The 19,522-nt window shown below is 59.0% G+C and carries 16 protein-coding genes and 1 pseudogene; 7 read left to right on the plus strand and 10 right to left on the minus strand.

The annotated features are described in order from the left end of the window. Positions 1–36 precede the first annotated feature (36 nt). The 6 genes from IB213_RS10360 to IB213_RS10385 all read right to left on the minus strand — a co-directional run bounded on the left by IB213_RS10360 (position 37) and on the right by IB213_RS10385 (position 6,689). Positions 37–1,374 (minus strand): enolase C-terminal domain-like protein, encoded by a 1,338-nt coding sequence (locus tag IB213_RS10360; RefSeq protein WP_192406320.1) that lies wholly within the window; start codon positions 1,372–1,374, stop codon positions 37–39. Positions 1,375–1,411: 37 nt separating this feature from the next. Then, positions 1,412–2,377: a 2-hydroxyacid dehydrogenase gene (locus IB213_RS10365; RefSeq protein WP_192406323.1), complete on the minus strand. Its 966-nt coding sequence runs from the start codon at positions 2,375–2,377 to the stop codon at positions 1,412–1,414. A 233-nt stretch (positions 2,378–2,610) separates the two neighbouring features. After that, positions 2,611–3,570, minus strand: a complete 960-nt coding sequence (locus IB213_RS10370; RefSeq protein ID WP_192406325.1) for a tripartite tricarboxylate transporter substrate binding protein — start codon at positions 3,568–3,570, stop codon at positions 2,611–2,613. 54 nt (positions 3,571–3,624) lie between these two features. Continuing rightward, positions 3,625–4,536, minus strand: coding sequence for a 5-dehydro-4-deoxyglucarate dehydratase (gene kdgD / locus IB213_RS10375; RefSeq protein WP_191724015.1), 912 nt, complete (start codon positions 4,534–4,536; stop codon positions 3,625–3,627). 35 nt (positions 4,537–4,571) lie between these two features. Continuing rightward, a complete protein-coding gene (locus tag IB213_RS10380; protein ID WP_191724016.1) occupies positions 4,572–5,549 on the minus strand; it encodes a tripartite tricarboxylate transporter substrate binding protein in 978 nt (325 codons plus the stop codon). Positions 5,550–5,876: 327 nt separating this feature from the next. Further along, a complete protein-coding gene (locus IB213_RS10385) occupies positions 5,877–6,689 on the minus strand; it encodes a FadR/GntR family transcriptional regulator (protein ID WP_192406328.1) in 813 nt (270 codons plus the stop codon). Between the two features lie 185 nt (positions 6,690–6,874). Between IB213_RS10385 and IB213_RS10390 the strand changes: the two genes are divergently transcribed. The 4 genes and pseudogenes from IB213_RS10390 to IB213_RS10405 all read left to right on the plus strand — a co-directional run. After that, positions 6,875–8,170, plus strand: a complete 1,296-nt coding sequence (locus IB213_RS10390; protein ID WP_192406330.1) for a glucarate dehydratase family protein — start codon at positions 6,875–6,877, stop codon at positions 8,168–8,170. Positions 8,171–8,223: 53 nt separating this feature from the next. Then, complete coding sequence (locus IB213_RS10395; RefSeq protein WP_191724019.1) at positions 8,224–9,225, plus strand: tripartite tricarboxylate transporter substrate binding protein; 1,002 nt, start codon at positions 8,224–8,226, stop codon at positions 9,223–9,225. Between the two features lie 106 nt (positions 9,226–9,331). Next, positions 9,332–10,885, plus strand: a complete 1,554-nt coding sequence (garD, locus tag IB213_RS10400) for a galactarate dehydratase (protein WP_192406333.1) — start codon at positions 9,332–9,334, stop codon at positions 10,883–10,885. 180 nt (positions 10,886–11,065) lie between these two features. Beyond that, positions 11,066–11,401 (plus strand): annotated as a pseudogene (locus IB213_RS10405) (TRAP transporter large permease subunit); the annotation flags it as partial. Positions 11,402–11,406: 5 nt separating this feature from the next. Here the strand turns inward: IB213_RS10405 and IB213_RS10410 are convergent. The 4 genes from IB213_RS10410 to IB213_RS10425 all read right to left on the minus strand — a co-directional run bounded on the left by IB213_RS10410 (position 11,407) and on the right by IB213_RS10425 (position 14,843). Next, on the minus strand, positions 11,407–12,060 hold the full coding sequence (locus tag IB213_RS10410) for a methionine ABC transporter permease (protein WP_192406337.1): 654 nt from the start codon (positions 12,058–12,060) through the stop codon (positions 11,407–11,409). Continuing rightward, positions 12,044–13,114: a methionine ABC transporter ATP-binding protein gene (locus IB213_RS10415; protein WP_192406341.1), complete on the minus strand. Its 1,071-nt coding sequence runs from the start codon at positions 13,112–13,114 to the stop codon at positions 12,044–12,046. Before IB213_RS10415 ends, IB213_RS10410 begins: the two co-directional genes overlap by 17 nt. 8 nt (positions 13,115–13,122) lie before the next feature. Further along, positions 13,123–13,950 (minus strand): MetQ/NlpA family ABC transporter substrate-binding protein, encoded by an 828-nt coding sequence (locus IB213_RS10420; protein WP_191724024.1) that lies wholly within the window; start codon positions 13,948–13,950, stop codon positions 13,123–13,125. An 80-nt stretch (positions 13,951–14,030) separates the two neighbouring features. Then, positions 14,031–14,843 carry a VOC family protein gene (locus tag IB213_RS10425; protein ID WP_192406343.1) on the minus strand — a complete coding sequence of 271 codons (813 nt, stop codon included), beginning with the start codon at positions 14,841–14,843 and terminating at the stop codon, positions 14,031–14,033. 294 nt (positions 14,844–15,137) lie between these two features. Between IB213_RS10425 and IB213_RS10430 the strand changes: the two genes are divergently transcribed. Genes IB213_RS10430 through IB213_RS10440 form a run of 3 tightly spaced genes read left to right on the plus strand, consistent with a single transcriptional unit; the run spans position 15,138 to position 19,390 of the window. After that, positions 15,138–16,754, plus strand: a complete 1,617-nt coding sequence (locus IB213_RS10430; RefSeq protein WP_225561067.1) for a TIGR04028 family ABC transporter substrate-binding protein — start codon at positions 15,138–15,140, stop codon at positions 16,752–16,754. An 11-nt stretch (positions 16,755–16,765) separates the two neighbouring features. Beyond that, positions 16,766–18,433: a TIGR04028 family ABC transporter substrate-binding protein gene (locus IB213_RS10435; protein ID WP_192406349.1), complete on the plus strand. Its 1,668-nt coding sequence runs from the start codon at positions 16,766–16,768 to the stop codon at positions 18,431–18,433. A 15-nt stretch (positions 18,434–18,448) separates the two neighbouring features. Next, the gene (locus IB213_RS10440) at positions 18,449–19,390 is read left to right on the plus strand and encodes an ABC transporter permease (RefSeq protein ID WP_192406351.1); all 942 of its coding nucleotides are present in this window, start codon (positions 18,449–18,451) and stop codon (positions 19,388–19,390) included. Positions 19,391–19,522: the final 132 nt, after the last annotated feature.

A 19,522-nucleotide genomic window follows, 5' to 3' on the forward strand; every position in this document is an offset into this window, starting at 1 on the left:
GGTGGAGGTTGGAGTGGCTGGCATCGGACAGCAGTCTTAGCGCACCATGCAAGGGCGTTTGTTGTCGAACTTCCAACCGGGGATCAGGTGTTGCATGGCGATCGCATCGTCGCGTGCACCCAGGCCGTGTTCTTGGTACAGCGCGTTAGCGCGCTGCAGCGCGGCGCGGTCCACGGTGACGCCCAGGCCCGGGGTCTTGGGTACTTCGACGAAGCCACCTTGGATCTGCAACGGGTTCTGGGTGAGGTATTGGCCGTCCTGCCAGATCCAGTGCGTGTCGATGGCCGTAACCTTGCCGGGAACGGCGGCGGCCACGTGGGTGAACATGGCCAGCGAGATGTCGAAGTGGTTGTTGGAGTGCGAGCCCCAGGTCAGGCCCCAGTCGCGGCAGGTCTGACCCACGCGCACCGAGCCAGCCATGGTCCAGAAATGTGGGTCGGCCAGGGGGATGTCTACGGATTGCAACGACAGGGCATGCACCATCTGGCGCCAGTCGGTGGCGACCATGTTGGTGGCTGTGGGCAGGCCGGTGGAGCGACGGAATTCAGCCATGACTTCACGGCCCGAGAAACCGCCTTCGGCGCCACAGGGGTCTTCTGCATAGGCCAGTACACCGCGCATGTCGCGCATCAGGCGGATGGCATCCTTGAGCAACCAGCCCCCGTTGGGGTCCAGCGTGACGCGGGCTTCAGGGAAGCGCTGGGCCAGGGCCGTCACGGCTTGAACTTCCTGTTCGCCGGCCAGCACGCCGCCTTTGAGCTTGAAATCATTGAAGCCGTAGCGTGCGTAGGCGGCTTCGGCCTGGCGCACGATGGTCTCGGGCGTCATGGCTGTCATGTGGCGCACCTGGGTCCAGTCGTCCGAGCCCAGCTTGTCTTGGCCGGGCTTGACGTAGTCCAGGCCGGTCTTGTCCGAGGGGCCCACAAAGAACAGATAGCCCAGCATTTCCACGCGATCGCGCTGCTGGCCCTCGCCCAGCAGGGCTGCCACAGGTACGCCCAGATGCTGGCCCAGCAGATCCAGCAAGGCGGATTCGATGGCAGTCACGGCGTGCACACCGATGCGCAGGTCAAAGGTCTGCAGGCCGCGGCCACCGGTATCGCGGCCTTCCAGCGACTTTTGCACTTCCTGCAGCAATTGCAGGTGTTGGCCGACAGAGCGGCCGATCAGCACGTGCCTGCTGTCCTCCAGAGCCTGGCGAATGCCTTCCCCGCCCGGAACCTCACCTACCCCCGTGTGGCCCGCGCTGTCGTGCACCAGCACAATGTTGCGGGTGAAGTAGGGCGCGTGCGCGCCGCTGAGGTTCATCAGCATGCCGTCGCGGCCGGCGACGGGAATGACTTCAATGGCGTTGATGGTCGGAGTAATGGACATGGGAAGGCTTTTCAACAGATTCGGAGGAAAAAGGAAATCACTGCGCTGCGGACCAGGGCACCTCGGCCGCAGGGCGGCCTGTGGTGATGTACTGCTGCAGGTTATGTAGCACCAGGTCGGCCATAGCGCGGCGGGTTTCGTGGGTGCCGCTGGCGATGTGGGGGGCCAGCACCACGTTGTCCAGGGCCAGCAGCGCCGGCAGGGGACGGGGCTCGTCCTCGAACACGTCAAGCCCGGCACCGGCGATGCGATGGTTGGTCAGTGCATCGGCCAGGGCAGCTTCATCGACCACACTGCCGCGCGCCACATTGACCAGGAAGCCCTGTGGGCCCAGGGCCGCAAGCACTTCGGCGTTCACCAGGTGACGCGTGCCTTCGCCGCCGGCAGCGGTGATGACCAGAATGTCGGCCCAGCGCGCCAGCTCCAGCAGCGAGGGCTGGTACTGGTGAGGCGAGCCTTCGACGGGACGGCGGTTGTGGTAGGCCACTTCCATGTCGAAACCCGAGGCGCGGCGCGCCACGGTGGAGCCAATGCGGCCCATGCCGAAGATGCCCAGGCGCTTGCCGCTGGCCCGGGTGCGGATGCCAAAACGGCCCTGGCTCCAGTTGCCACGGCGCACGAAGCGGTCAGATTCGCTGAGGCCGCGCGTTGCGTCCAGCAGCAGGGCAAAAGCCAGGTCGGCTACGCAGTCGTCAAGTACGCCGGGCGTGTAGCCTACGCGGGCGCCACGGTGCAGCAGAGCGTCTTTGTCCAAAGCGTCGAAACCCACACCAAAACTGCTGACGAACTTGAGGTTGGGGAGGGCGTCGACCACATGGGCGGGCAGGCCCATGGCCGCCGAGGTGACCACGTATTCGAACTGTGCGCCGTGCTCGGCCAGGAAACGCTGGGGGTCGGCCTGCTGCGAAAGGATATGCACGTCGTAGGCTTGGGCCAGTTCGGCGTCAAGCTGGCTCAGCGGCATCTTGCCGTATTGAAGAACGCGTGGTCGGGAGAGCGTCATACCGGGAAATCCTTGAATCTTGCGGGGCACGCGGCCCCGTTGCAAAAGGCCTGCAAAACAGGCCTGTGAAGATGGCCAGAGGCCAGTCCACAGTTTTATCTCCGTTATCCGCTGTATTCAGCGTCAAATCAGTGGTTTGAAACACAGCGCAAAGGTCTAGAGAAAAGGCGTGCCTTGGAAGTTGCCTCTTCGTTTGTTGCACAAAAGAGCGAAGTCCCAACGCCAGCCTCATTTCAATCTGCGGTGATCCTTCGGGTCTGGATCAGTTGTTTCCAGCGTTCGCTCTCTTGTGCTTGAAAGCGTGTGAACTCTTCGGGCGTGTTTGCAACGATTTCAAGGCCTTGTTCCAGAAAACGCTTGCGAATGTCGGGCTGCTGTACGGCGGCGATGGCAGCCTTGGCCAGCTTGGCCTTCACGTCAGCCGGTAAGCCCTTGGGGGCGGCCATGCCTTGCCAGGAGTAGACCTCGGCACCTTTGACGCCTGACTCGGCCAGCGTGGGCACATCGGGCAGCACAGGCGAGCGCTGTGTGCCGGTGACTGCGATGGCGTGCAGCTTGCCGCTGCGCAGGTGGGGGAGTACGGCGTTGACGTTCTGGAAGGAAAAATCGACCTGACCGCCTAACAAATCAGTGATGGCCGGAGCGCCGCCCTTGTAAGGAATGTGCATGGCCTCGGTGCCCGTTTGCTGCCAGAACAACTCTGCCGACAGGTGGTCTGAAGAACCATTGCCTGAGCTGGCGAAGCTGATCTTGCCGGGGTAGGCTTTGAGCGCGGCAATGACTTCTGCCGTGGTGCGCGCTTTTTGTGCAGTGCTGGCTACCAGCACATTGGGCGCCTGCACGGGAATAGTGATGTAGTCGAAATCCTTGGTCGCGTCATAGGGGACGCTTTTGACCAAATGCGGGGTAACTACAAAGGGCCCCAAGGAGGCAACCAGCAGTGTGTAACCGTCGGCGGGCGCATGCTTGACCGCGCCTGCACCGATGGTGCCTGTGGCACCGGGGCGGTTTTCCACCACAAAGGACTTGCCCAGCTGCTCGCCCATGCTCAGGGCTATGGCACGTGCCACCATGTCGGTGGAGCCAGCAGCCGGAAAGGGCACGATCACATTGACAGCTTTTTCGGGGAAATTGCCAGAAGCCTGCGCCGTGAGTGCGAGTGTGGCAGCCAGTGCGAGCAGTATTTTTTTCATGTATTTGTCTCCTTGAACCAGCAGGCACCGGCAACGGCGCCTGCTGGGCTCGGCTTACTGGGGGCCGAGCTTGTCGATCAGGGCCTTAAGTTCTTCGACTTCCGAAGGCTTGAGGTCCGACAGCGGGGCACGCACGGGCCCGGCGTCGTGACCCACGATCTTGGCGCCGGCTTTGATGATGCTGACGCCGTAGCCTTCAACGCGGTTGCGGATATTCAGGTAAGGCATGAAGAAGTCCTTGAGCAACCTGTGCTGCGTGGCTTGGTCATCGGTGCGCACAGCTTCGTAAAAATCCATCGCCGTCTTGGGGATGAAGTTGAAGACAGCCGAGGAGTACACCGGTGTGCCCAAAGCCTTGTAGGCTGCGGCATAGACTTCAGCGGTGGGCAGGCCACCCAGGTAGGCGAAGCGGTCACCCATCTTCATGAAGATGGAGGACATGGTCTCGATGTTGCCCAAGCCGTCCTTGAAACCCACCAGGTTAGGGCAGCGCTCGGCCAGGATGGCCAGCGATTCAGGGGTGAAGCGGCTGCGGTCACGGTTGTAGACGATGACGCCAAACTTCACGCTCTTGCACACCTGCTCGACGTGGGCAATCAGGCCTTCTTGGCCGGCTTCGGTCAGGTAGTGGGGCAGCAGCAAAATGCCGTGGGCACCCAGGCGCTCAGCTTCTTGGGCATGCGCGATGGCGGTGCGGGTGGGGCCACCGGCACCCGCAATGATCGGCACTTTGCCACGACAGGTGTCTACAGCGGTCTTGATGATCTGGCCGTACTCGTCGCCATACAGCGAAAAGTATTCGCCCGTGCCACCTGCAGCAAACAGTGCGCTGGCACCGTAGGGCGCCAGCCATTCCAGGCGGGCGGCGTACGACTTGGCGTTGAAATTGCCATGGGCGTCAAAGTCTGTCACGGGGAAGGACAGCAAGCCGGAGCTCATCACGTCTTTGAGGTATTGGGGGGTCATGGTCATCCTTGAAAAAAGAAAAAAATGGCTGCAGCTCAATCCAGCTGCAAGTTCCCGGTTTGCACCACGGTGCGCCAGCGGGCGCGTTCCGCGTTGAAGAATTTGTCGGTTTCAGCAGGGGTCATCGTGACCACTTCTGCGCCCTGAGCGGTCAGGCGTGCACGCACTTCGGGGGAGCGGATCGCTCGCAGCAGCGACTGGTGAACGCGCTGCACCACGGCCTCAGGCGTTTTGGCTGGCAGTACTACGCCTTGCCAAGTGCCAGAGTCAAAGCCCTGTGCGCCTTGTTCAGCCAGGGTGGGCACATCGGCAATCACAGGCATGCGCGTGCTCTTGGAAATGCCCAGCAACTTGAGCTTGCCGCTTTGTACGTGGGGGTACGTGGCCAGCATGCCGTTCATCAGCACCTGCGTTTGACCGGCGACGGTGTCTTGCACCGACTGCACACCGCCCTTGTAAGGCACATACACCCATTTGGCGCCTGTCAGGCGGGCCAGTTCTACGCCTGCCAGATGCGGGGCGCTGCCGGTAGCGGTGACGGCAAAGTTCAAATCCTGCTTCTTAGACAGTTCAACCAGCTCTTTGAGGTTGTTGGCCTGCACAGAAGGGTGCACCACCAGCATGTGCGGGGAGTAGGCCAGCATGCCAGCGCCGCGCAAGTCCTTGGATGGATCAAAGCTGAGCTTGGTATAGACCGAAGGAGAAATGGCCAGGGCACCCAAATCACACAGCAACCAGGTGTAGCCATCAGGCTGGGAGCGGGCGACGAATTCAGCACCCAGATTGCCGTTGGCGCCGGGTTTGTTTTCAATGATCACCGTCTGCTTGAGTTCCTGCGAGATCAGTTGGCCGATAGAGCGGGCAATGATGTCAGAGCTGCCACCCGGTGGGTAGGGCACCACCAAGCGGATGGGTTTGTTCGGCCATGCATCGCTTGCCAGCAACGATGTGGACAACAAGCTACCGGCAGCCAGTGCCAGTACAGAGCGCAGAAAGCGAGAGCGTCGGATCATTACGAAGTGTCTCCTTATTGTGATCAGTCATCATACAACTAGAGATCAAAGAATCCAATCTCTGAACTCCTAGGGGAAACGCTGAACTTGCATCTAAATGTGCAATCAGTCTTTTGACTGATTTAAAGGAAATAAGCCTCTAGCCCTTGTGGAGAGGGCGTAGAGAGCTATTTTTTTTATTGATAACGTGTGACGAATGAGGGCGTGGGTATCAGAGTGCTCTGGCAGCAAGGTGTGCTGGAGGTATGAAGAATGGCTCTCGGTGGGCCTTGCCTTCTGGGGTAGCCGTTTGGCTTGACGGCGCTGCTTGTGCTTGGTTCTTGGCGCTCAGTCAATGGCGGGCGCTGCAGGCATTTGGCTCAGACGCTGTGCCAAGCGCAGGCGTTCGCGGGAATTCGTTAGGTGAATGCGCATGGCAGCGCGGGCTGAATCTGCGTCTTGCCGCTCAATCGCCGAGAAGATCTCTTCGTGCTCACGGTTGACGCGGCGCAAATAGTCCGGGTCGCGCGCAGAAGTGTGAATGGAAGTGATGCGATTGCGCGGAATCAGCAGGCTGCCGAAATGGGTCAGGATGTCTTGAAAGTAGCGATTGCCTGTGGCGTGCGCAATGCTGAGATGAAACGCTAAATCATGGGTCGCCGTGTCTTCACCGCGTGCAAAGTGGTACTCAAACCCTTGCAGAGCTTCGCGCATGGTGAGCAGGTGGGCCGGCTGGCGCCGCTGCGCAGCCAGGCCTGCGGCTTCGCTCTCAAGACTGATGCGCAGCTCCAGGACGGCCAAAACGTCAACCGACTCGCTCAGTTCGCGGTCGCTCAGCATGGGTCCTGGATTGCTGGGCTGTGTCGAGAGAATAAAAGTGCCAATGCCGTGGCGGGTTTCAACAAAACCAGCGGCCTGTAGCTTGGACAAAGCCTCGCGCACCACGGTGCGACTAACGTCATAGCTGCGCACCAGTTCTGATTCGGTGGGGAGCTTGTCCCCCTTGTTCAAAAGGCCTTGTCGAATCTTGTTGCTGAACTCTTCAAAGAGCAAGTTGGCCAAATTGCGGCTGCCACGCCCAGCCTTGCTGCGCAAAGAGGTGCCATCTGTCTGCACAAAAAGTGAGGGAGCTTGGGGTAATTCCGATGTCGTGGTGCGCATGTGAATGATGATAATCGATTTATGTTGTATGACAACGTACCTTGAAGCCCATGCTAGCACTCCTTGTCACCACCGTTTTTCCCCCTTGCCGCTCACTGGCTGACCAAGGGGTTGTACACGGCGCCGGTACGCACTCAGTGCTGACACACAGGCCAGTGCCCGATACCTTTCTCTGATCGTCCATGATGAGTACTTCCCACGCGATCCGTCACATCCGCATCACGCCCATCGCCTTCCGTGACCCGCCGCTGCTCAATGCTGCGGGAATTCACGAGCCCTGGGCCTTGCGCTCCATCATCGAGATCGAGACCGCCTCGGGTCTGGTCGGTATCAACGAAAGCTATGGCGACCAGCCCATGCTAGATGCGCTGGCCAAGGCCGCACCGGCCTTGGTGGGCTTGTCGCCCTGGGCGCTCAACGAGATGGAGGTCCGTGTCGCGGCGCTGGTCACACCACCTAAGCTCACAGCCTCCGAGTTTCTGGGCCAGCAGGTGTCGTTGGCCCCTGGCACCCATGTATCCAAGACCGTGGCCAAGGTGGTCAGCGCCTTTGAAGTGGCCATGCTGGATCTTCAAGGCCAGATGGCTCAGGCCCCCATTGTTGACCTGCTGGGCGGTGCAGCGCGCGATCGGGTGCCTTATTCGGCTTACCTGTTCTACAAGTACGCAGAGCACGTGGGCCAGCCCTACGCGCCCGACGCCTGGGGTGAAGCGCTCACGCCTGCCCAGCTCGTGACCCAGGCTCGGCGCATGATTGATCAGTATGGTTTTCAGAGCATCAAGCTCAAGGCCGGTACGCTGCCGCCCGAGCAAGAGGCCGCAGGCATTTTGGCACTGGCCGAAGCCTTCCCCGGCACACCGCTGCGCATTGATCCCAATGGCAACTGGACGGTAGAGACCAGCCTGAAGATCGTGCAGCAGTTGAAGGGTGTGCTTGAGTACTACGAAGACCCGGCCCCGGGCCTGGACGGCATGGCCGCTGTGGCGCGCGAGTGCGATATACCGCTGGCCACCAACATGGTGGTGACAGATTTTGCTGAGTTTCGCCGCAACGCCGACATGGGCTGCCCCGTGAAGATCGTCCTCAGCGACCACCACTACTGGGGTGGTCTGCGCGCTACGCAACGCCTGTCCACCTTGTGCCGCACTTTTGATCTCGGTCTGTCCATGCACAGTAACTCCCATTTGGGAGTGAGTCTGGTGGCCATGACCCATTTGTGCGCCAGCGTGCCGTTGCTGACCTATGCCTGCGATACGCATTACCCCTGGCAGGACGAAGAGGTGGTCGAAGGTGGTCGCCTGCAGTTTGAGCAAGGCAGTTTGCGTGTGCCGACCACGCCAGGTCTGGGTGTGACGCTGGACCGCACGGCGCTCGCCCGTTTGCACGACAACTATTTGCACTGCGGTATCCGCAACCGGGACGACCTGGGGCAGATGCGCAGGTACGACCCGGCCTTTACCGGCAAGCAACCCCGCTTTTGATTCCACCATCCACAGCGCAAAAAGACGCTTTTATTCAACAGGAGACAACAACCATGCAACGCCGTACTCTGATTCAGCATACCTTGGCCGCCAGCACTTTGTTGCTGGGTGCAACCGTGGTGACCACCTCTGCAATGGCCCAAAGCAGCTGGCCCACAAGCAAACCCATTACCTATGTCGTGCCATTCCCACCCGGAGGGAATACCGATACGCTGGCCCGCGTGATTGCCCAGCCACTGAACAAGGCGCTGGGCACGTCGGTCATCATTGAAAACAAGGGTGGTGCTGGTGGCAGCGTGGGCTCAGCTTTGGCGGCGCGCGCACCAGCGGACGGCTTCACCATTCTGGGTGGCACCATCAGCTCGCACGCCATCAATGTGAGCCTGTATTCCAAGCTGGACTACGACCCGATTAAGTCTTTCACGCCGATTGCCATGATCGGTTCCGGCCCACTGGTGCTGGTCGTGCCTGCGTCCAGCCCTTACAAGACTTTGGCCGAAGTGCTGGCTGGCAGCAAGGCCAAGGCTGCGGTGGGTGGCTTGTCGTCGGCCTCTCCAGGCAGTGGCACCTCCAACCACATGGCGCTGGAGTTGCTGGCTTACCAAACCGGCGTGAAGTTCACCCATGTGCCTTACAAGGGCAGCGGTCCAGCCGTGCAGGATGTGATGGGTGGCCAGGTCGACATGATGTTTGACACCGGATTGGTGGTTGGGCCGCACATTCAGGCGGGCAAACTGCGTCCTATCGCTGTGACCAGTTCTAAGCGTTTGGAATCGCTGCCTGATGTACCCACGGTTGCAGAATCCGGTGAAAAGGGCTTCGATATGGGTTCTTGGCAGGCCGTTTTTGCACCTGCTGGAACCCCTAAAGCCATCGTTGATCGCCTGCATGACGAGATCTTGAAAGTTATCGCCACACCTGAGGTGCAGGCACGGCTCAAGAGCTTTGGCATGCAGCCTTCACGCATGACGCCTGCTGAACTGGCTGAGTTTCAGAAAACCGAAGTGGCCAAGTGGGCAGCGGTGATCAAGGCGGCTGGTATCAAGGCTGACTGATCAAGCCAAGCCATGCCATGCACGCCGGTGCCACTGCCATGAGGATGGTGACACCGGTGCGCAGGGCAGTATGTGCTGGACCCCGGATAACTGAGATGAGATTGCTATGAGTACCCCCACCCCTTTTTCCATCAGCATGCATGCGGCCGACAACGTAGCCATCATCGCCAACGACGGCGGTCTGCCGGCCGGCACGGTGTTGTCCAGTGGACAGGTTCTGGTCGATCATGTGCCACAGGCGCACAAGGTTGCGCTGGTGGACATACCTGAAGGCGGGGTGATACGCCGCTACAACGTGGTGATCGGCTACGCACTCAGACCCATCCCGGCAGGTAGCTGGGTGCATGAAAAGCTGGTGCAGATGCCCGACGCTCGCTCGCTGGAAGGGTTGCCCATTTCCACAGTCAAGCCGCCTGTGCAGGCGCCGCTGGAGGGCTACACCTTTCAGGGCTACCGCAATGCCGACGGCTCGGTCGGTACGCGCAATATTTTGGCGATCACCCAGACCGTTCAATGTGTGGCTGGTGTGACCGATTTCGCTGTGCAACGCATCAAGGCAGAGCTGCTGCCCAAGTACCCGAATGTGGATGACGTGGTGGCACTGGCCCACACCTATGGCTGTGGCGTGGCCATCGATGCCCCCGATGCCGTGATTCCGATCCGAACGGTGCGCAACCTCAGCCTGAACCCGAATTTCGGCGGGGAAGTCATGGTGGTCAGCCTGGGGTGCGAGAAACTGCAACCTGACCGCCTGCTGCCGCCGGGTAGCTTTCCCATCGTGGATGAGCGCGAGTCGGCGCTGGATGTGGTTTGTTTGCAGGACGAGGCCCATGTGGGTTTCATGTCGATGGTTGAATCCATCCTGCGCCAGGCGGAGCAACACCTGCAGCGGCTGAACGCACGCCGACGCGAAACCGTACCCGCTAGCGAGCTGGTGGTGGGCGTGCAGTGCGGTGGCAGCGATGCGTTCAGCGGCTTCACAGCCAACCCTGCCGTGGGCTTTTGCACAGACCTGCTGGTGCGCGCCGGCGCCTCGGTGATGTTCTCGGAAGTGACCGAGGTGCGCGATGGCATCGATCAACTGACCTCGCGTGCCTCTACGCCCGAAGTGGCCGAGGCAATGATCCGCGAGATGGCCTGGTACGACAACTACCTGAACAAGGGCCGCGTGGACCGCAGTGCCAACACCACCCCCGGTAACAAAAAAGGCGGGCTGTCGAATATTGTGGAAAAAGCCATGGGCTCGATCGTCAAGTCTGGATCTGCGCCCATCACCGGCGTTTTGGCACCGGGCGAGAAGTTGCAGCAAAAAGGCCTGACCTATGCCGCAACGCCCGCGTCTGACTTTATCTGCGGCACCTTGCAACTGGCTGCAGGCATGAATTTGCACGTTTTCACTACAGGCCGTGGCACTCCTTATGGATTGGCCGCCTGCCCTGTGATCAAGGTGGCGACACGCACCGATCTGGCACGCCGCTGGCACGACTTGATGGACGTCAACGCCGGAAGGATTGCCGAAGGCTGCGCCACGATTGAGGGCATGGGCTGGGAGCTTTTCCAACTGATGCTGGATGTGGCCAGTGGTAAGAAAAAAACCTGGGCTGAGCAGTGGAAACTGCACAACGCCTTGGTGCTGTTCAATCCAGCGCCAGTGACCTGAAACGGGCAGCTGCTTGGTTAGCCGATATGGATTTTTACTATGCAAAAAACGCTGTCGAGGCAGCGTTTTTTGATGTAAGCCCACTTGTGACTTGATCAGATCACAGGGGCAGGCCGCTTGTTGTCCACAAACGCTGAGTAGTTCAGTACTTCCAAGTCACGTTGGATGATGAAGCAGGAGATGCCCATCTTGGCACCCATCTCTGCGGTTTTGGGGATTGACCCGCTGCACTTTGCCATGATCGTGATTGTGAATCTGACCATGGCTATGGTCCCGCTACCCGTGGGTGGCTTGCTGTTTGTGACTGGCGTTGCCACGCGCACACCGATTGCTGCCCTGACACGAGAGTTACCCATCTTTATCGTCGCGCAACTGCTGATGCTGATGCTGATGCTGATGATTTTGACTTTTGTACCTGCGCTATCAACATCGTTGCCCCACGCGTTTGGCTTCAATTCACAGCGCTTGCGCATCAAAAAAGCCCGGAAGTTCCGGGCTTTTTTATTTTCACAATAGTAGGCTCAATGTCTGTGGTTGACTTTGCGGGACAAAAATTCGCCTGCAAACTGCACGAGAGAGACCAGTGCGACCAAAATCACGATGACTTCGAACATGACCTTGGTTTCGTAGCGTTCATAACCATAGCGGATCGCCAGATCACCCAACCCTCCAGCGCCGACTGCACCCGCCATGGCCGATGCGTTGACGATGGCGATGACGCTGACTGTCATGCCTCCGATGATGCCAGGGAGTGCTTCTGGCAGCAGGACGTGGCGCACGATATGCCAGCGTTTGCAGCCCATGGCGCGCGCTGCTTCGACCAGACCGGGGTCCACGTCGCTCAGGCTAACTTGGGCAATGCGTGCATAGAACGGAATCAGGTTCACCGACAGAGGTACGACGGCTGCCCAAGTACCCAGCGTGGTGCCGACGATGCTGCGTGTCACGGGCAACAAGGCCACAAGCAAAATGATGAAAGGAATGGCACGAAAAATATTGACCGTGATAGACAGCCCCCTGTAAAAGTGCGGGCGTGCATACAAACCGCGGGGTCCCGTGACTGTGAGCACGACAGCCAGCACTAACCCCAGACTGATGGCAATCAGCGAGGCGGATGCCACCATTAGCAAGGTCTCGGCAAAAGCTTGCAAATATTTGTCAATTGGTGCGGACATAACCCAGCAATTCCAGATGGTCAGCACCCGTGGCATGGTGCAATGTTTCGAGGGACGGCAGATTTGCTACGGGCGCTGAAATCAGCAACTGGCCCAGTGCATGGCCGTCCAGTCGGTCCAGACCTCCGTGCAACAGTGTCGCCAGCGGACCCAATGCGGCAAGGGCTTGCAACGGCAAACCTTGTGCGTGCCGGGAGCCGGCAAAGCGCAGACTGAACACGGCCCGGTCCAGCGGTTCGGTTGGTGCGCTCATTAATTGCTGTGCCAGATCGGGCGGCAGGTCTTGCTGCAAAGGGCGCAGCAACGCTTGTGTGGCTTTGGCTTGTGGCGCGCCAAAGACGCGCCAGACTTTGCCGACTTCTTGCACCTGCCCACGGTCCAGAACCAGAACGCGATCACAGATGGCGCGTATCACACCCATGTCATGCGTGATCAGCACGACGGTCAATTTCAACTGTCGGTTGATATCGCGCAGCAGCGTTAAGATGGATTGCGTAGTTTCTGGATCAAGCGCGGATGTGGCTTCGTCACACAACAATACCTCTGGGGCATGCACCAATGCCCGCGCAATGCCGACGCGCTGTTTTTGTCCACCTGATAGCTGTGCTGGGTAGACGTTGGCTTTGTCGGTCAGTCCGACCAAGTTCAAGAGTTCGTCTACGCGACGCTTGATGAGTGCAGGGCGCTCGCCGGCCACACGCAGCGGCAGGGCAATGTTCTCAGCCACGGTCTTGGCAGAGAGCAGATTGAAATGCTGAAAAATCATGCCAATGCGGCGGCGCAGCGTGACCAGCGCTTCTTCGTCGAGCTTGGCCGGATTGATGCCGTGCACCTGTACTTGACCGGATGTCGGCGTTTCCAGCGCGTTGATGGTTCGCAGCAGTGTGGATTTGCCGGCACCACTTCGACCAATGATGCCGAACACTTCGCCATGGCGGATATCAAAGCTCACGGCACTCAGCGCTTCGACCAGGCCGCTATGGCCTGCATAGGATTTACCAACGTTGTCAAAAACAATGTGCGGTGCCAATTGCACGGCAGGGGGGAGGGTCATGCAGTCAGTCAGAACGCTGGAATGACCGAGCCTTGGTATTTCTGCTGAATGAACTGGCGCACAGGTTCAGACTGGTAAGCGGCGACCAGCTGGCGTGTCCATGGTGCCTCTTTGTCTGCAGCGCGCACAGCAATGATGTTGACATAAGGGTTGCGCTCGCGTTTCTCCACGGCAATACCGTCGCGCGTTGCAACCAGGCCAGCTTGGTAGGCAAAACTGTTGACGATGGCCGCTGCCGCTAAGTCATCCAATGATCGTGCCAGGACAACCGAAGCTATTTCCACCAGTTCAATTTTTTGGTGCAAAGCTGTGATGTCTGCTAGTGAAGCTGTGCTGGTAAAGGGGTCGAAATCAGCGCGTAAGTTCAATACACCCTGATCACGCAGCACCACCAAGGCTCGCGTCTGGTTGCTTGGGTCGTTCGGTATGCCAACGCGAGCGCCTGCGGGTAAATCACTTAAACGTTTGTATTTGCGTGAATAAAACGCGATCGGTGAGATATAAGTATCGCCTGCCGAAACCAGTTGATAGCCGCGTTGCTGGTTCTGATCGCGCAGGAAGGGAATGTGCTGGAAGGAGTTCACTTCCAGATCACCATTGTGTACACCCTCATTTGGGCTGATGGCCCCGCTGAGGACTACGGCTTTGACGTTCAACCCGCTCTCTTTGGCCACTTTGGTGACGACTTCCCAAATCTCTTCATCCACACCGCCCCGCACTCCCACGCGAATCACGGGTGGTGATGCTGCAGATGCCAAAGCGAGCGATGGAAGATTGACCACTGCTGCAGGCAGCAGAAATGCTGCGGATGTACGAAGAAAGTCGCGTTTATTCATTTCTGGTGCTCCGATCAAGATAGGCAGGTAAGGGCGCCAGTATTTCAAGCCCCGCAGAGCGGGGCAACAAAGCTTTTCAACTATGCAAATGCGGTGTTTGCATGAAGCGCGTGCGTTGATGTGCCAGCGGCGGGTATCCAGGTGATCGCAGCGCCGTAGCTATGTTCTAGTGAGGCTTTTTGTAGCTGAGCGGCATGTGGGGTGTAAAGGCCAATTGCAAACGGACCTTCTCCCTGATGTGCCAGTTGTGCTGCGGCTTCGGGGGTGGCCTTGGCTGTTTCAAGCTGCAGCACCGTAGTGCCCAAGTGCAGGCTGGCAAACTCATCGACAAGATCTGGAGCGCTGTCTAAACCTAGCAAAGCTTGGTAGCGTTTCAGCGATGCGGCCAGGTCATGCACCGCGATACGCAGCTGTGCCACACCATGGACGCCATTTGCATGGTTTCGGACATCGCCCTCAGGCACACGCAGGGCACGTGGCGTGACGTCTCCGCATAGAAATGGCAGATCAGCCGTGATCGGGCGGGCGTTTTGCCACCGCAGCTCCACGCCATCCGGGCGCAAGCGGCCGCCGTTGACAGGCGGTTGATAGGCCAGACCCCGAGAGCGCGCCTGTGCCACGGTCTCTGTCGTGGTGCTGGGCAGCAGAGCGAAATCCACGATGCCAGGGCCAAATTGTTGAAGCTTGGGCCACCACGGATGGTGTGCTTCTGGCGCTTTCCACGCGATCAGCTCGAAGTAGGCACCGTCGTGAAAGACAACCAGCGCGTTGTGTGTGGCGCGTCCGGGATGATCTCCACCGGGCGTGACGGTGAATCCAAGATGGCGGTAGTCGCTGATGGCTTTTTGCAAGTCATTCACAGCGATCACGATGTGGTCCAAAGGCAAGGACATGGTTTTTCTCCGGTTGCTGAAAACGCCAGCATGGCGTCTGCAGGCACGGAGCACAAATGCGAAAAATGTGTTTGTTTATGCGCCCGGCATCACTGCACGCATATCTGTTTCGCGCATATCTAACTGCGAAAACATCGCTTCAGAAAAGCGAGTGAACTTCCTAGCATTCATGGCAGCTGGTGGGGGATTTCTCTTTCCCAGTTCTTGCATTACAGCGCCGCAACGGCATGAAGGATGGATGGTCTCGTGCAGAAACAAAGCAGAAGCAAACGTCAAGGTTGGTGGCTGGTAGCCATGGTCGCAGGGGTTTGGATGGCCGGTTGCACCCAGCAAAGCGCTACAGAGACTGCAGGGCGGCAGGGCGGTGCAGCGCAAGGCGGTGAGCTGGTCTATCTGGAGCAACAGGCACACACCAACCTGTATCCCCCAGCGGGCGGCTTTTATCCCAATGGCGGCGTACTCAACCAAATCACCGACAAGCTGACTTACCAAGATCCGAAAACGCTGGAAATTGAGCCTTGGATTGCGCAGTCTTGGTCGATTAACGAGAACGCCACCGAGTTCACTTTCAAGCTGCGCAGCGGCGTGAGCTTCTCGGACGGTACGCCCTTGGATGCAGCGGCCGTTGCGAAGAATTTCGACACTTATGGCTTGGGTAACAAAGCTTTGAAGTTGCCTGTGTCGGAAGTCATCAACAACTACGAGCGCAGTGAGGTGCTGGATCCGCTGACCGTCAAGTTTTACTTCAGCAAGCCTTCTCCTGGCTTCTTGCAAGGGACGTCGGTGATTGGTTCGGGTCTGGTGTCTCTGGCCACCTTGGCACGACCTTTTGAAGAGTTGGGAGACGCCACCCGCATCATTGGCTCCGGCCCGTTTGTCGTGGAACGTGAAACGTTAGGCAAGGAACTACTGCTCAGGGCACGGGCGGATTACAACTGGGGGCCAAGCAAACATGCACACCAGGGGCGGGCGCGTCTGGACAGCATCCGCTTTGTGGTGACCCCCGAGGACAGCGTGCGCATCGGAGCGTTGCTCTCTGGGCAGGCTGGTTTGATCCGTCAAGTGCAGGCGTATGACGAAAAGCGTGTGCAGGACCAGAAATTTCAAATTTATGCGCCTTCCACACGCGGTGTGAACAACAGCATTGCGTTCCGCCCTGACAACCCGTTGGTCGCAGATCTGCGTGTGCGCCAAGCACTGTTGCACGGCACAAATACGGCCGAAGTGGTGCAGACACTGTTTTCTGCGAACTACCCCCAGGCGACATCGGTGGTGGCCCAATCAGCAGCGGGCTATGTGGATCTGGCAGCAGAGCTGAAGTTTGACCCTGAAAAATCGCAACGTCTGCTGGACGAAGCAGGCTGGACGCTGGGCAGCCAAGGGCTGCGACAGAAAGATGGTCAAGATCTGGTGCTGACCGCCTACGAGGCCCTGCCACAGCCGCAGAACAAAGAAACCCTGCAATTGGTGGCGCAGCAGTGGGGCAAGCTGGGTGTCAAGCTGAATGTGCTGGCTGGTGATGCGGGCAGCCGCATTGTGGATAGCCTAGACCCGGCCAAGACACCGGTAACGCCCGGAATGGTCGGGCGTGCTGACGCCGATGTGATCAAGAGCTATTTTTACCCCAGCAATCGCAATGCGCTGCTGCAAAAGGGGGGGGTGAGCCAGAAGGTCAACAGCTTTGTGGATGACAAGCTCAACGGTTTGCTGGATGCAATTGCTGCCGAAACCGATTCCGCCCAGCGCCTGCAGCTCACCAGCGATGTACAGCGTTACCTGATTGCGCAGGCCTATGTGATTCCGATTTTTGAAGAACCACAGGCCTTTGCTGGCGCCACCTGGGTGCAGGACGTTGGTTTTGAAGCCGTGGGCCGCCCCAGCTTCTACGCCACCTGGTTGAGCAAGCATTGAGGGCCTCAATCATGGTGTACAAAAAATACCGCCACACATGGCTGTTAACAGGGGTTGTGGCAACTGGTCTGTGGCTGTCGGGCTGCTCGCCCAAGAGCGGTGCTGCTGAAGATGCGCAAGTGCAGGCCGGCGCGCCGATTCCGGGTGGCACGCTCGTGTATCTGGAGCAGCAGGCCCACACCAGCCTGTATCCGCCAGCAGGGGGCTTTTATCCAAACGGCGGCATTCTGAATCAGATCACAGACAAACTGACTTATCAGAACCCTGAAACCCTGGAGATTGAACCCTGGATTGCCCAGGCATGGACGATCAGCAACGATGCCACCGAATACAGCTTCAAGTTGCGTGAAGGCGTAACTTTTTCGGACGGCACCCCGCTGGATGCTGCCGCTGTCGCCAAAAACTTCGACACCTTCGGGCTGGGCAACAAGGCGCTTAAGCACTCGGTATCCGAGGTCATCAACAACTACCAGCGCAGTGAGGTGGTGGATGCACACACCGTCAAGTTCTATTTCAGCCAGCCTTCGCCGGGTTTTCTGCAAGCCACTTCGGTGATCGGCTCGGGCCTGGTGTCGCCTGCAACACTGGCTCACCCGCTGGATGAGTTGGGGGATGCAACCAAGGTTATTGGCTCTGGCCCATTTGTGGTGGCCCGCGAAACCTTGGGTAAAGAGCTGCATCTGGCTGCGCGCAAGGACTATGCGTGGGGGCCCATCAAACTGGCGCACCAGGGGCGTGCAAGGCTGGATGGCATACAGATTGTGGTGGCCCCCGAAGACGGTGTGCGCATTGGTGCGCTGCTGGCAGGGCAAGCGGGGTTTATTCGCCAGATTCAGGCGTATGACGAAAAGCGTGTGCAGGCAAAGCAGTTCCCCATCTATGCCTCATCGACACGGGGGGTAAACGACAGTCTGGCCTTCCGCCCTGACAACCCGTTGGTGGCTGATGTCCGCGTGCGCAAGGCCTTGTTGCACGCCACTGATGCCCAGCAGATCGTACAGACACTGTTCTCTGAGCACTATCCGCAGGCCACAGGTGTCATCGTGTCCACGGCGGCGGGCTATGCGGATCTGTCGGACAAGCTGAAATTCGACCCAGAACAGGCCAGGGCGCTGCTGGATGAAGCGGGCTGGAAGCCCGGCCCCGGTGGCGTGCGCGAGAAGGACGGCCAGCCTCTGGTGCTGTCAACCTATGAGTCGCTCAACTATGTGCAGAACAAAGAAGTGCTGCAACTGATCGCCCAGCAATGGGCGCAGGTGGGTGTCAGGTTCAATGTGTTGGCGGGCGACTCAGGTAGCAAGACGCTGGACAGTTTGGATCCGCTCAAAACCCCCGTGATTCCGGCCATGGTAGGCCGCGCCGATCCGGACGTGATCAAGAGCAACTATTACCCGACCAACCGCAATCTGTTGCTGCAAAAAGGCGGTGTGAGCCAGAAGGTCAACAATTTTGTCGACGACCGGCTCAACAGCTTGTTGGATGCCATTGCCCGGGAACCGGTCACCACCCAAAGATTGGAGCTGACGCGCGAGGTGCAGCACTATCTGGTGGATCAAGCCTACGTGATTCCTTTGTTTGAGGAGCCCCAGGTTTTTGCGGGCGCCCCTTGGGTCAAGGATGTGGCTTTTGAAGCGGTGGGGCGCCCCAGTTTTTATGCCACTTGGCTTGACAAGCACTGAGACGGAGGCCTGCACATGATGAACTCCTATCTCTTACGCCGCATCGGTCAGGCTCTGCTGGTGTTGTGGGCCGCGTTCACCACGTCGTTTGTGTTGCTGCAGTTGATGCCAGGCGATGCGGTGTTGATCAAGTTTCTCAATCCTGATCTGGGTTTGGGGCCAGAGCAGATTGCCGAGATACAGGCCGCCTACGGAACGGATCAGCCCGCCTGGCGCCAGTACCTGCATACGCTGGGCCAGTTTCTGACAGGAAATTTTGGGTATTCGCTGCAGGCCGGTGTGCCTGTCAGTGAAGGGCTGACTACCAACTTGCCTCCAACCTTGCGGTTGGCGGCTTTGGGGTTGGCCGTCGCCTTGCTGCTGGCACTGGCACTGGCCTTGGCGGCCAGTGTGGTGCGGGTTCAAAGTGTGCGCGCATTGCTGCAGTCGCTGCCTTCGCTGTTTGTGTCCATACCGGTGTTTTGGCTGGGCATCATGCTGATCCAGTGGGTGTCCTTCCGGCTGGGGTGGGTGCCGGTAATCAATCCTGGCCCCTGGCAAGGCTTGATCTTGCCAACGCTGACGCTGGCGGTGCCTATTTCTGCACCGTTGGCGCAGATTTTGATGCGCAATCTGGATGCCGCCATGGCCCAGCCTTATGTGGCTGTGGCACGTGCCAAAGGGGCATCGCAGTTGCATGTGCTGCTGCGCCATGCCGCTCCCAATGCCTTGCTGCCTGTGCTGACCATGGCTGGTGTGCTGTTTGGTGAGTTGCTGGCGGGTGCCGTGGTGACCGAAGCCGTGTTCGGTCTCAACGGTCTGGGCAGTTTGACCCAGCAGGCCGTTGGCAACCAAGACACCGCCGTGCTGCAAGCCGTGGTGATGGTGTCGGCGACGGCTTTTGTGATGATCAATCTGATGGTGGATCTGCTCTATCCCTGGCTGGATCCACGGCTGTGCAATGCGGTAGGAGGCTGATGCGATGAATGCATTCACACACAACGAAGATTTGGTGCTACAGGCGTCTTCAATCACTGAGGGCAAGGCCCATCAGCAACTCCAGCAAGTCGAGAAAGTACAAACTGTGCCTTGGTCTTATCGCCCGGCCTT

This window comes from Comamonas sp. CMM02, assembly GCF_014851485.1.
In the GTDB taxonomy this organism is placed as follows: domain Bacteria; phylum Pseudomonadota; class Gammaproteobacteria; order Burkholderiales; family Burkholderiaceae_C; genus Comamonas; species Comamonas avium.

What these genes read in the sequence shown, in the direction of transcription:
- IB213_RS10420 (WP_191724024.1), bottom strand. Translation starts at nt 13,950, where the DNA reads ATGAATAAACGCGACTTTCTTCGTACATCCGCAGCATTTCTGCTGCCT.
- IB213_RS10415 (WP_192406341.1), bottom strand. Translation starts at nt 13,114, where the DNA reads ATGACCCTCCCCCCTGCCGTGCAATTGGCACCGCACATTGTTTTTGAC.
- IB213_RS10425 (WP_192406343.1), bottom strand. Translation starts at nt 14,843, where the DNA reads ATGTCCTTGCCTTTGGACCACATCGTGATCGCTGTGAATGACTTGCAA.
- IB213_RS10370 (WP_192406325.1), bottom strand. Translation starts at nt 3,570, where the DNA reads ATGAAAAAAATACTGCTCGCACTGGCTGCCACACTCGCACTCACGGCG.
- IB213_RS10430 (WP_225561067.1), top strand. Translation starts at nt 15,138, where the DNA reads ATGGTCGCAGGGGTTTGGATGGCCGGTTGCACCCAGCAAAGCGCTACA.
- kdgD (WP_191724015.1), bottom strand. Translation starts at nt 4,536, where the DNA reads ATGACCCCCCAATACCTCAAAGACGTGATGAGCTCCGGCTTGCTGTCC.
- IB213_RS10365 (WP_192406323.1), bottom strand. Translation starts at nt 2,377, where the DNA reads ATGACGCTCTCCCGACCACGCGTTCTTCAATACGGCAAGATGCCGCTG.
- IB213_RS10410 (WP_192406337.1), bottom strand. Translation starts at nt 12,060, where the DNA reads ATGTCCGCACCAATTGACAAATATTTGCAAGCTTTTGCCGAGACCTTG.
- IB213_RS10390 (WP_192406330.1), top strand. Translation starts at nt 6,875, where the DNA reads ATGAGTACTTCCCACGCGATCCGTCACATCCGCATCACGCCCATCGCC.
- IB213_RS10395 (WP_191724019.1), top strand. Translation starts at nt 8,224, where the DNA reads ATGCAACGCCGTACTCTGATTCAGCATACCTTGGCCGCCAGCACTTTG.
- IB213_RS10385 (WP_192406328.1), bottom strand. Translation starts at nt 6,689, where the DNA reads ATGCGCACCACGACATCGGAATTACCCCAAGCTCCCTCACTTTTTGTG.
- garD (WP_192406333.1), top strand. Translation starts at nt 9,332, where the DNA reads ATGAGTACCCCCACCCCTTTTTCCATCAGCATGCATGCGGCCGACAAC.
- IB213_RS10360 (WP_192406320.1), bottom strand. Translation starts at nt 1,374, where the DNA reads ATGTCCATTACTCCGACCATCAACGCCATTGAAGTCATTCCCGTCGCC.
- IB213_RS10440 (WP_192406351.1), top strand. Translation starts at nt 18,449, where the DNA reads ATGATGAACTCCTATCTCTTACGCCGCATCGGTCAGGCTCTGCTGGTG.
- IB213_RS10380 (WP_191724016.1), bottom strand. Translation starts at nt 5,549, where the DNA reads ATGATCCGACGCTCTCGCTTTCTGCGCTCTGTACTGGCACTGGCTGCC.
- IB213_RS10435 (WP_192406349.1), top strand. Translation starts at nt 16,766, where the DNA reads ATGGTGTACAAAAAATACCGCCACACATGGCTGTTAACAGGGGTTGTG.